The 12459-nt window shown below is 42.4% G+C and carries 9 protein-coding genes; 3 read left to right on the top strand and 6 right to left on the bottom strand.

Features of this window, described 5'->3' with window-relative positions:
• The first annotated feature begins 657 nt into the window (after positions 1-657).
• The 3 genes from lon to J8Z24_RS11070 all read left to right on the top strand — a co-directional run bounded on the left by lon (position 658) and on the right by J8Z24_RS11070 (position 5592).
• On the top strand, positions 658-3015 hold the full coding sequence (gene lon / locus J8Z24_RS11080; RefSeq protein WP_128731976.1) for an endopeptidase La: 2358 nt from the start codon (positions 658-660) through the stop codon (positions 3013-3015).
• A 216-nt stretch (positions 3016-3231) separates the two neighbouring features.
• On the top strand, positions 3232-3504 hold the full coding sequence (gene hupB, locus J8Z24_RS11075; protein WP_125253533.1) for a nucleoid-associated protein HU-beta: 273 nt from the start codon (positions 3232-3234) through the stop codon (positions 3502-3504).
• Positions 3505-3681: 177 nt separating this feature from the next.
• Positions 3682-5592, top strand: coding sequence for a SurA N-terminal domain-containing protein (locus J8Z24_RS11070; protein ID WP_252094686.1), 1911 nt, complete (start codon positions 3682-3684; stop codon positions 5590-5592).
• Positions 5593-6013: 421 nt separating this feature from the next.
• Here J8Z24_RS11070 and J8Z24_RS11065 read toward each other — a convergent pair whose 3' ends face one another.
• From J8Z24_RS11065 to pspF, 6 genes are read right to left on the bottom strand one after another with little or no spacing between them, the layout of a single operon-like run.
• On the bottom strand, positions 6014-6775 hold the full coding sequence (locus J8Z24_RS11065) for an ATP-binding cassette domain-containing protein (protein ID WP_252094685.1): 762 nt from the start codon (positions 6773-6775) through the stop codon (positions 6014-6016).
• A complete protein-coding gene (locus J8Z24_RS11060) occupies positions 6760-7767 on the bottom strand; it encodes a peptide ABC transporter ATP-binding protein (protein ID WP_147390249.1) in 1008 nt (335 codons plus the stop codon). Before J8Z24_RS11060 ends, J8Z24_RS11065 begins: the two co-directional genes overlap by 16 nt.
• Positions 7767-8660, bottom strand: a complete 894-nt coding sequence (locus tag J8Z24_RS11055) for an ABC transporter permease subunit (RefSeq protein ID WP_125253538.1) — start codon at positions 8658-8660, stop codon at positions 7767-7769. The genes J8Z24_RS11060 and J8Z24_RS11055 overlap by 1 nt, the downstream gene beginning before the upstream one ends.
• Positions 8647-9681 carry an ABC transporter permease gene (locus tag J8Z24_RS11050; RefSeq protein WP_252094684.1) on the bottom strand — a complete coding sequence of 345 codons (1035 nt, stop codon included), beginning with the start codon at positions 9679-9681 and terminating at the stop codon, positions 8647-8649. The genes J8Z24_RS11055 and J8Z24_RS11050 overlap by 14 nt, the downstream gene beginning before the upstream one ends.
• Before the next feature lies 1 nt (position 9682).
• Entirely contained in the window at positions 9683-11293 is a 1611-nt protein-coding gene (locus J8Z24_RS11045; RefSeq protein WP_404824164.1) for an ABC transporter substrate-binding protein, read from the bottom strand.
• On the bottom strand, positions 11293-12384 hold the full coding sequence (gene pspF, locus J8Z24_RS11040) for a phage shock protein operon transcriptional activator (protein ID WP_252094683.1): 1092 nt from the start codon (positions 12382-12384) through the stop codon (positions 11293-11295). Before pspF ends, J8Z24_RS11045 begins: the two co-directional genes overlap by 1 nt.
• Positions 12385-12459: the final 75 nt, after the last annotated feature.

Here is a 12459-nt window from a genome sequence, read left to right as displayed (position 1 = left end):
ACTAAATGGAGAGTTTTCGCATAGTAATAGACAGAGTTTTCTCGCCTCAAAATAGTAAGCTTAATTAAGCGAATAGGTATTGCCCCAATATGATACCAGTTGAACTAAAAACCCTGAACTTTGGATAACTCATACTTTTCTGGAAACCGGCAAGGGCAACGCTATCCCTGAAACGTTTTGGCTAGATAAGAGAGTAATTCAATGCTATTGAGAAGCAATGAGTTAGCTAAATACTTGCTCAACCCTCAGGGCTGATAAACCGTTTATTTTTTAAGTGGAAAAGTCGCTTCTAGACATACGACGCTGTGAAAGAAGTCGATATAGTCCCTTATTATACCAATTTGACTTAATACGTGCTCAATTTGAAGGAGTAAATCTGACGCTAACAGCGTTAAAAATTTCTTATTTAGAACAACTAAATAGCAAAATTTTTGCCTGGTTATCGACAAGATTTTCTCGCCTCAAAATAGACCACTTAATTAAGAAAATTGGTATCATTGCAAATAAGCTGGAGCTTTAGTTTACTGATATTTGATTGCTTTATGCCTTAAATTGATCCCTACTTGATGTGGATTACTATAAACTATTGAACTTTATCTGCGTTATCCCCATATAGCTCAGTATTCCCAAAATTAATTTAAGTGCGAAGAGAACATAATGACGCTTGAAAGAACGGATCGAGTAGAAATTCCTGTGCTAGCGCTGCGCGACGTAGTCGTGTATCCGCACATGGTGATCCCGCTGTTTGTAGGTCGAGAAAAATCAATAAAATGCCTAGAAGCAGCGATGGACAACGACAAGCAAATCTTTTTGGTTGCGCAAAAAGACGCTTCAGTTGATGACCCTAGCACTGATGATGTCTACCAAACAGGCACTATTGCGACGGTGTTACAACTATTAAAGCTGCCTGATGGTACGGTAAAAGTACTTGTTGAAGGCACGCAGCGCGCCAAAATAGACGAATTTTTAGTTACAGACGAATATTTCTTAGCGCAAGCACAGTACATCCCTTCACAGGATGCTGATGAGCAAGAGCAAGATATATTAGTGCGTAGTGCAATTAGCCAGTTTGAAGGCTATGTAAAGCTTAATAAGAAAATTCCACCTGAAGTACTGACGTCAGTTTCAGGTATTGATGAGGCCGCACGCCTTGCTGATACAATGGCTGCGCATATGCCAATTAAAGTGCCTGAAAAGCAAAAGGTACTGGAAATTCATGACGTAACAGAACGCCTTGAGTACTTGATGGCGCTGATGGAAGGTGAGATCGATTTACTTCAAGTAGAAAAGAAAATCCGTTCTCGCGTGAAAAAGCAAATGGAGAAGTCACAGCGTGAGTATTATCTGAATGAGCAAATGAAAGCAATTCAGAAAGAACTTGGTGAGTTAGACGACGTACCAGATGAATTTGAAGCGCTGAAAAAACGCATTAGCGAAGCAAAAATGCCGCAAGAAGCGGAAGAAAAAGCACTGGCCGAGCTGAACAAACTGAAGATGATGTCACCGATGTCTGCAGAAGCGACTGTGGTGCGTTCTTACATAGAGACGATGATAAATGTCCCATGGAAAAAACGCTCTAAGGTGAAAAAGGACTTAGCAGGTGCGCAAAAGATTCTAGACTCTGACCATTATGGCTTAGAAAAAGTAAAAGATCGCATTATCGAGTACCTTGCCGTACAACAACGCACCAATAAGCTCAAAGGCCCTATCCTGTGCCTAGTTGGCCCTCCTGGAGTTGGTAAAACCAGTTTAGGCCAATCTATCGCGCGTTCTACAGGTCGTAAGTATGTGCGTATGGCGCTCGGTGGCGTGCGCGACGAGGCTGAAATTCGTGGTCACAGAAGAACCTATATTGGCTCAATGCCGGGTAAGCTTATTCAAAGTATGTCGAAAGTTGGCGTGAAGAACCCGCTTTTCTTATTAGATGAAATCGATAAGATGTCATCGGACATGCGCGGCGACCCTGCATCCGCTCTATTAGAGGTATTAGATCCTGAGCAAAATAGCAACTTTGCAGATCACTATTTAGAAGTAGACTACGATTTATCAGACGTGATGTTTGTTGCGACATCAAATAGCTTCAATATACCAGGCCCACTGCTTGATCGTATGGAAGTGATCCGTTTGTCGGGTTATACCGAAGATGAAAAGCTTAATATTGCGAAACAGCACTTAATTCCTAAACAGATCAAGCGTAATGGTCTGAAAGAATCTGAAATTAACATCGAAGACAGTGCGATTATTGGTATTATCCGGTATTACACTCGAGAGGCTGGGGTACGGAACCTAGAGCGCGAAGTTTCTAAACTCTGTCGCAAAGCGGTGAAAAATATTTTGCTAGACAAAGATGTAAAGCAAGTTGTGATTAACCAAACAAACCTAGAAGAATTTTTAGGTGTTCAGCGCCATGATTACGGTAAAGCTGAAGATGGTGATCGTGTTGGTCAAGTTACGGGTCTAGCGTGGACAGAAGTTGGTGGTGATCTATTAACCATTGAATGTGCTGCTGTACCAGGCAAAGGCAAACTGACGTACACTGGCTCTTTGGGTGATGTGATGCAGGAATCTATTCAGGCTGCGATGACGGTGGTACGCAATCGTGCTGAAAAGCTTCGTATTAACGACGACTTTTACGAGAAGCGTGATATTCATGTGCATGTTCCTGAAGGCGCGACTCCTAAAGATGGACCAAGTGCGGGTATCGCCATGGTAACAGGCTTAGTGTCAAGTTTAACAGGCAACCCAGTGCGTGCAGATGTCGCGATGACCGGTGAAATCACATTACGTGGTGAAGTGCTGCCAATTGGTGGTTTAAAGGAAAAGTTACTTGCAGCGCATCGTGGTGGAATTAAACGAGTTTTAATACCGAAAAAGAACGAGCGTGACTTAAAAGAAATTCCTGAAAATGTCCTTGAAGGACTTGATATTCATGCTGTGTCTTGGATTGACGAAGTTCTATCATTAGCATTAGCGCAGCCAATAGACAGTTTTAGTGTAGAATCACAAAAAAACTAAGAAAAAAGCCAAAAAATTAAGTGAAAAGGCTTTTCAAATCTAAAAGGTGTGTTAAGTTAGGCACTGTATTCAAGCTTGGTGGTTCGCAAGCCCCGTAATCACTAGGCTTGAGAAAGATTTCGAGAATTAGAGAGTCGCTGTGATGTCTCTAAATGAATAGCAAAAGTTATCAGATAGAAGTAACTTTTGATAATAACTATGGAAGAGGATGATATTGTGAATAAATCTCAATTAATCGATCAAATCGCAGCTGATGCTGACATTTCTAAAGCGGCTGCTGGTCGTGCGCTAGATTCATTCATTGAGTCGGTAACCGGTGCACTTAAAGAAGGTGACTCTGTTGCACTTGTAGGTTTTGGTACTTTCTCAGTACGTGAGCGCGCTGCACGTTCTGGTCGTAACCCACAAACTGGTGAGACTATTCAAATCGCAGCAGCTAACATCCCATCTTTCAAAGCGGGTAAAGCGCTTAAAGACGCAGTAAACTAATTCATTTTGGATTAGGCGATGCAGAGTCATCGCGAACTGCTTCAAGATAAAAGGCGTATCTGCTAAGATACGCTTTTTTTATACCACCTCAAACCTCGTGGCGGTGGTGTGATGCTTAACCCAAATCTAGCAATACAAAGTGCTTATGTGCTTTGACTTAGATAAGAGAAACAATAAATGCTTGAAAAGATCAGAGAAGGCTCACAGGGCCCTGCGGCTAAAATCATATTAGGTTTAGTCATCTTATCTTTTGCGTTAGCAGGGATCGGTGGTTACCTAGGTCAAACCACTGAGCAACCTGTCGCAGAAGTCAATGGAATAAAGATCTCGCAGACAAAGTTCTCACGTGCTTACTCGAATGAGCGTGCACGTTTAGAGCAGCAGTTTGGTGAGTATTTTGCGCAAATAGCAGCAGATCCAAATTACATGGCACAAATCCGCCAAGGTGTTGTAGATCAATTAGTACAGCAAGAACTACAGTCACAACTGGCAAAGGAACTTGGTCTTCGAGTGAGTGATGAGCAGGTAAAAAAAGCGATTGTTGAGATGCCTTACTTCCAAATCGGTGGTGAGTTTAGCAATGACCGTTACCTCCAAGTTATTCGCCAGATGAATTTTCAACCTGACAGCTTCCGTGAGTATTTACGCGATGAAATGACACGAGCACAACTTATCTCTGCGGTAGCTGGCAGTGACTTTGTATTAGAAAATGAATTACAACATTCTCTTGCGTTACAGCAGCAAACCCGTGCAATCGATTATGCCGTCTTAAGTAAAGATTTAGTAAAAGATGAAGTCTCAGTTTCACCAGAAGAGGTTCAGAGCTACTATGATCTAAATCAGAATCAGTTCCAAGCACCGGAGTTGGTGGCTGTGAACTATATTGAGTTGAAAGCAGAAGATTTAGAGCCTGCTGAGCCTGTTACTGAAGAGGCCGTTAAAACATACTATGAAGAACAAAAGAACCAGTATCTAGAGCCTGAAAGGCGTCGCGTTTCACACATTTTAGTAGATTTGGGTGAAGATGCTGCAGCTGCAAAAGAAAAAGCAGACATGCTGCTAGCGGAGCTAAATAGCGGTGCTGATTTTGCAACTCTTGCAGAAGAAAAATCAGATGATATTGTCAGTGCAGAACTAGGTGGTGATTTAGACTGGATTGAACGAGAGATGATGGACCCTGCATTTGAAGACGCAGCGTTTTCGCTTGCAGCAATAGGTGATGTATCAGAGGTGGTTGAATCTGAGTTTGGTTATCACATCATTAAGCTGACTGATATTCAACGTCAACAGGCCCAATCTTTTGATGATGTTAAAGATGAGTTGCGTGCTGAGCTTGAAAAGGCAGCTAAAATAGATGCTTTCTACCAAAAACAAACTCAGGTTGCTGAATTGGCCTTTGAAATGGCGGACTCCCTTCAAGATGCAGCAGAAGTTGCTGGCGTAGAAGTTAAGTCTACCGAGTTAGTAAGCCGTAATGCGCTTCCTGAGCCATTAAACATGCCAGCTATAAATAATACTATTTTTACTCCTGAATTAATCGAAGACAGAGTGAATTCAGAAGTTTTAGAGGTTGCGCCAGAACACATTGTCGTTGTACGTGTTTCGGATCATAAAGCTGCGGCCACTAAACCGCTAGAAGAAGTCAGTGAGCAAATTCAAGCACAGCTAGTTGCTGAGAAAGCATCAAGCTTGATTACTGAGAAAGCTCAATCACTGTTTGAGCAATTGCAAAATGGCACGATACTGGCAGACATTGCCAAAGCACAAAACATTGAGGTTAAAAGTGTCAATGAGCTGCAGCGTAGAAGCTATGATGTTCCTCCTGCGATTGCAACTGAAGCATTTAAACTTCCTCAACCTGGTGTTGCGCAATCTTCCCCTGCGTTGGTTGAATTAGGTAATGGTGATGCTGCATTTGTGGTGCTTAAATCAGTAACCACTCCAGACGTGGATGGACAGATAGATCCGCAGCAGAAACAATCAATCACTTCCTCATTTGCTAATAAAAATTATTTAGAACTACTGGCTGCACTTGAAGCTAAAGCCGAAGTAATTAGGCCACAGCTACAATTAGCTGAGCAGCAATAGCAACTCAATAATGAAAAAGCGCCGCGTTGGCGCTTTTTTTATGTGTATATAAATGTGATCTAACGGAGCACCTTATTAATTCTAGAAAGCAAAGCTGATACAAAGTACATTTATATCAATTAATCTTAATACTTGCTCAATTTGAAGGAATAAATCTGATGCTAACGGCGTTAAAAATTTCCTATTTAGAAGAACTACATAGCAAAATTTTTGCCTTGCCTACATGAATGTAGGTACCAAAGCGATAGCAGGACGCGGTAGCGGAGTTATCGACAAGATTTTCTCGTCTCAAAATAGGCCACTCAATTAAGATAATTGGTATAATTTTGCTGTATTTAAACATGCAGCACTAAAGTCATTACATTGAGATAAAAATATGGCAGTAGCTGGGGACTATTACCATATTTGTATTTGAAGTGGCTCAGGCTGAGAGGAGTTTTTGCATCGTTTTAGACTTAGGTGTACTAAATACACTCTCGGTTTCACCATATTCAACTACTTTACCGCGATTTAATACTAGTATCCCATCGCTCATATGACGCACTAAGCTCAAATGATGGGTAATAAGGACATAAGCTAAACCTGTTGCGGCTTGCAGTTCAAGTAGAAGGTTAACGGTTTGCGCTCGAACCGATGGATCAAGAGATGATAACGCTTCATCTAATACCAATACTTTTGGGTCTAGTATTAACGCTCTTGCTAATGCTACGCGCTGTAATTGCCCGCCACTAAACATGTGAGGGTAGTAGTCAATATGTTCACCAAGCAAGCCGACTCGACTTAACGTTACCCTAATTTTCTTATACCTTTGATCCTCGGTAAGTTCAGTATTATATTGCAAGCAGTCATCAAGCATGTCGCCGATTGTAAGTCCTGGATTCAACGAACGGGTAGGGTCTTGGAAGATAAGGCGAATAGTGCGGCAATCATGTTCTCGTACGCCACTGTCTTCGACTATTTGCCCATTGAGTAGTATTTGTCCTGAGTCTGCGATATCGGCACCCGCAAGTACTTTTGCTAGGGTACTTTTACCTGAGCCTGTTTCTCCGATAATTGCCAATGTTTGTCCGGGTGCCAATGCAAATGAAACGTCCCTGAGCACCTTCATAGAGTGGCGCTTAAACAGACCTTGGCGCGAAACATAAGATTTATTGAGAGATTGTACTTTTAAGACGGGCTGCATTTTTGCTTCACCTTAATGAGTGGAAAGTGGCAGGCATAACTGTGGCCGTGAGAGCGACTTTGTCTTGGTGTTACCACACACTCTTTTTGTGCTTGTGGGCATCTAGGCCCCAATCGACATCCAATTGGTAGGTGTTGTAAAGGTGGAATAGTGCCTTTTAGCGCATAAAATGGTTCTTTATGACCGAGCCCTTGACCAAAATCAGGCAAGCTTTTTACCAGCGCTTGCGTATATGGATGCAGTGGTTGCTTAAAGATAGCACGGGTAGGGCCTGCCTCTACCATCTGGCCACAATACAGTACGTGCATAGCATGTGACCAGTCAGATATCTCCTCTAGCTCGTGAGAAATCATTAAAATTGACATGTTTTTGAGCTGATTTAAAGCTTTTAATAGCCTAAATACTTGCGCTCGGGCTGTGCTTTCTAGTGCTGTTGTAGGCTCGTCAGCAATCAGTAATTTTGGACTCCTCGCAATTGCCATGGCTATCATTATTTTCTGACACATTCCCTCAGACAGTTCATGCGGGTAACTACTACAAATCTTTTTATCGTCTCTAATACCTGCTTTATGTAACAAAGCGCGTACCTTTTCTTTGCGAGCTTTGCGACGACCGAAAAAGCCGCCTTTAAGTGCGCTGTCAGGAATAGATTCAGCGATTTGATCAAAAATGCTCACCAGAGGGTCCAGGCTTCGACTTGGTTCCTGATAAATCATCGCGATATCTTGGCTCACAATTTTACGGCGCTTTTCCGGTGAAAGTCGCATTAAGTCGACACCTCGCCAGTGCATTCTGTCAGCAGTTACTGTCCAACGTTGATTAAGTACACCCACAATGGCCTTAGCAATTAAGCTTTTACCCGAGCCGGACTCTCCGACTAGCGCATGTACTTCGCCTTCTTTTAGGCTTAGATTGACCTTATCAACCGCTCTAATAACGCCATCTTCGGTACGAAGTTCAATAGTAAGGTTCTTAATGTCTAACAATTGCATTAATCGGCCTTCCGATTTTTTAAAGCTTCACGTAAACCATCGCCAACAAGGTTGGTGGATAATACCGCGATGAATAAAAGAACGCCTGGTAGTCCCACGGTCCACGGTGCGAGATATATCAAACTCAAATTCTCTTGAAGGATAGCTCCCCACTCAGTGGAGGGAGGCTGAGCGCCTAATTTTAAAAAGCCTAAAGCTGCAATATCCAGTATCGCAGTCGACAGCGCCATGGTAAATATTACCACAATATGCTCATAGATATTAGGTAATATGCCACGAACCAGCAACCTCCAACGGTTTGCACCATCCAGTTTAAAGGCGATAATGTAGTCTTTACCAAGCTCAGCCACCACAAGATTTCGAATCGAATGAATATATTGCGGAAGCAATGCAAAGATAATTGCCCATACGGTATTCATAAGGCCTGGACCCAGAATAGCGATAATGATAATCGCCAATAATAGGGATGGGATCGCTAGAGTGATGTCAAGCAAATGGTTTAATAGACTAGATTTTAGTCCTCGACTGGCTCCTGCGAGTGTACCGAGCACTACGCCAAGCGCTGTTGTCACGAGTGCTGCGATAATTGACAGACCGAATGTATAGGTCGCGCCATTCATCAGTCGCGATAGAATATCTCTACCAAGGTCATCAGTTCCGAGAATAAATCGTACATCACCGTCATCATGCCAAGACGGAGGAAGGAGCAAGGCATCTGCATGTTGTTGATTGACGCCGTATGGCGCGATTAAAGGTGCAGTTAGTGCCAAAACTGTCAGAGCCAAAAATAACCAAAGGCCTACTAATGCAACATGGTTTGAGCGAAATTTTCGCCAAAGCCTGAATAAGGGAGAGCGATTAGACTCCTCAGTAAACAAACTAAATTTTGCCATGCGCTTGATTCCTTGCGATAGGGTCGAGTAAAGAGTGAACAAGGTCTGACATCATGTTGGCAATAATGACAAAAAAGGATACAGCCAATAAGCCCCCTTGTATCGCTGGATAATCACGTTGATAGATACTCTCGATGAGCCAGCGACCAAGACCAGGCCAAGAAAATATGACTTCTGTTATCATGGCTAATGTAATCAGTGTACTAAATTGCAGGCCAATTTGCTTGATCACAGGCAGTAGGGCATTTCTAAGTGCATGGTGAAGGATAAGCTGACTGCGATTTAGACCCTTAGCTCGGGCAGTCTTGATATAATTTTGATCAAGTACATCTAACATTGAATCGCGGGTAAAACGAATAAGTACGGTCGTTGGGTACATAGCCAGTACGGTGGTTGGAAGTGCTAAATGATGAATTGCATCCCAAAACGAGGCTCCACCGTATGGAAAGCCCTCTAAATAAATATCGATAAGAATAAAGTGTGTGACTGGCTGTATTTCATATAACAGGCCAATGCGCCCAGACATGGGAAATAAACCTAAGCCAAGGCAAAACACCATAATTAAGAGCAACGCAAGCCAGAATACGGGGATAGAAAAGCCCATTAAGCTAAGGGAATTAATAATCTTGTCAGGCCATTTTTTATGGTATGCACTGGCAATAACACCACTAGGCACACCAATTATTACAGCGACAGTTAATGCGTACAGGCATAACTCTAAAGTTGCAGGGAACAATAACTTAACATGGCCAAGTACAGGTTGGCCTGAAGAGAGTGACAACCCCCAGTCACCTTCAAACATCCGTGCCATAAAGGCACCATATTGAACAATAATATTATCTTCGATTCGGTACTTATCGACCAGGGCCTGTGTTTGGGCATAACTTGAGTTCACCTCACCACTGAAGTTCGTAATTAGCTCCCCTGGAAACAAGTAATTGAGTGAAAAGGTGAACACTGTTAGGGTAAAGAGCATAAAGCACAGGAGACTAATACGCCTGTAAGCATATTTTGCAAACATCTTAGTCTCTCCTTGCCTTTGCTAGAGAAATACCACCAAAAGGCCGCAAAGAAACCCCCTCAATATCAGAGCTAGTCGCTTGAAAACGCAAACCATGGGCAATGGGAACCAAAGGCAGCTGCTCAACAACCATCTCTTGTGCTTGTCGGTAGTAATGCTTACGTGCTTCCATGTCATTGGTATCGAGGGCTTGTGTCAATAATAAGTCGAACTCTGGATTGCACCAATTTGCAGGATTTTTGCCACTGAATGTAGCTGTGCAGCTTAACAGCGGACTGAAAAAGTTGTCAGGGTCAGGAGTATCTGCCGCCCAACCTAACAGCACGCTGTCGTGCTCGTGACGACCAACACGTTCAATAAACGTATTCCATTCATATTCAACAATTCTCGCCGTCACTCCAATGTCTCTCAAGTCTCGTTGGATCAGCTCAGCCATTTTGCGAGCATTAGGATTATAAATTCTCGACACAGGCATTGCCCATAGAGTCATCGTGAAGCCATCTTCGAACCCAGCTTGTTTTAAATATGCTTTTGCAATTTGTGGGTCGTATGAAGGCATGTTTGCTTGTGCTCGAAACGCCCATGACGAGGGGGGGAGGATTGAACGAGCGATAATTCCATTGTTGTAAAACACAGCTTGCATGATTTTCTCAAAATCAATGCTATGAGCTAATGCCTTTCGTACTAGTGGGTCGTTAAATGGCGGTTTTTCTGTATTGAAAGCCCAGTACCCAATATTGAGATTGGCGGCTTTTTCAACATCAATGTCTTTGCGTTGTTCAAGTACCGTGAGTTGTGTTGCGCTCGGGTGAGCGGTGATATCACACTCTTTAGTAAGCATTTTTGCAATTCTACTCGTACCGTTAGTTGTAATATCATAAACCAACTGCTTCATGTACACAGGATGTTTCCAGTATTGTTCATTCCGGTAGTAGCGAATTAAGTTATCGCGCATAAACTCACGGTATTTATATGGGCCTGTACCGATAGGTTTTTGATCGAAATCTTGTTTGCGTTCCAAAGAGACCAGTTTATCTGCGTATTCTTTAGACAAAATAACGGCAAAATCAGTGGCAATATTCGATAAGAAGCTACTTTCGGCATTAAACAAGTCAAAGCGTACTGTGTAGTCATCCACTTTTTTTACTTGGCGAATAAGTTGATCTAGTCCAATACTCTGAAAATAGGGGTAGTTTGCATCACCAATAAAATGGTAAGGATTGTATACGTCAAATAGGCGATTAAATGAAAACACAACATCATCTGCGTTCATTGTTCGCGTGGGAGTAAAATACAAAGTGTCGTGAAAGTGAACATCATCTCTTAGCGTAAACGTAAATGACTTTCCGTCTGCGCTCACCTGCCAAGACTTAGCAAGCTCTGGTAAAAACTCCCCTGTATTTGGGTCGATACTGATCAGAGTATCAAAAAGCTGATTGGCAATAATATCTATCGTCGACCCTGTTGTGGTCACTTGCGGATTAAATGACACAGGGTTTGCTTCTGCACAATATACCAAGCCTTGCGACTTATCATTCACTTTATTTGGTGTCTGGTCTGTACAGCCAAATAGCGCAGTACACAACACACCAAAAAACCATATACGCACCACTAGGCCTCTTGTTTTTGGTTTTGATCCAACAGGTTGTATTTTTTCAAATACCCTCTAAGTTGATGATACGTCAAACCGAGGTTTTGTGCAGTTTTCTTTTGATTAAATTGACTAAATTCAAGTGCTTTTTGCAACATTGTGATTTCATACTCATTAGAGAGTGATTTTAAATCACAAGGAAAAGTGAAATTCAGCTCGTGCTCCACAGTCTGCTTAACAAGCGGCTCTGCTACCACGGTCGATTCTAAAGGTTGACTTTGAGGGATGGTAGACTGAGTAGAAGGCGCCTTAATGCGTTGACTCGGTCTAAAGGGGCTCGCAAATGGGTCGAATATAATGTCATGTACAGGTATCTGGTCGTTACCATGGCGGTACAGGCTGCGCTCAATTACATTTTTAAGTTCGCGAATATTACCAGGCCATGGATAGTCCAACAGTTTTTCAATTGCTTTTCTAGTAAAGCCACTGAATAATTCCCAGCCCAAATCCCGCGCCATATTAATTGCAAAATGTTCAGCAAGTAGCAGGATATCTTCTTTTCTGGCTCTTAATGGAGGCAGTGTTATTACATCAAAGGCTAGGCGGTCAAGTAAGTCGTGTCTAAACTCTCCCGCTTCTGCAAGTGTTGGCAAATCTTCATTGGTTGCACATACTAATCTAGTATCGACTTTTACCGTTTGTTTACCACCTACGCGCTCAAATTCACCATATTCGATAACGCGAAGCAGTTTTTCTTGCACCATAGCGGAGGTATTAGCAAGCTCATCTAAAAATAAGGTACCACCATTAGCTCGTTCGAAGCGGCCTTCATGGCGTTTGCTTGCACCGGTAAAAGCACCACTTTCATGGCCAAATAATTCACTTTCTAAGAGGTTTTCGTTTAGCGCTGCACAGTTAAGTTTGACGTACTCTTGATCCCAGCGCTCAGAAAGATAGTGCAGGCGAGCCGCAATTAACTCTTTACCTGTACCGCGCTCACCGATAATTAATACTGGTTTTTCTAACGGGGCTAACTGAGATACCTTATCTAACACCGCTAAAAAGCTGTCGGATTGACCTAATAGATTATCCTGTTGACGGAAACGGCTCATATTGCCTAACTCTTAGTTATTTTTGCTAATAACTAGTGTATTTCAAAAAACAGGATAACTAAAGGACTTTTAAAA

Origin of the sequence: Pseudoalteromonas sp. SCSIO 43201 (assembly GCF_023716725.1) — a bacterium.
Classification (GTDB): domain Bacteria; phylum Pseudomonadota; class Gammaproteobacteria; order Enterobacterales; family Alteromonadaceae; genus Pseudoalteromonas; species Pseudoalteromonas peptidolytica.
Note: the sequence above shows the minus strand (reverse complement) of the source record. Positions and strands in the feature narration are given on the sequence as shown.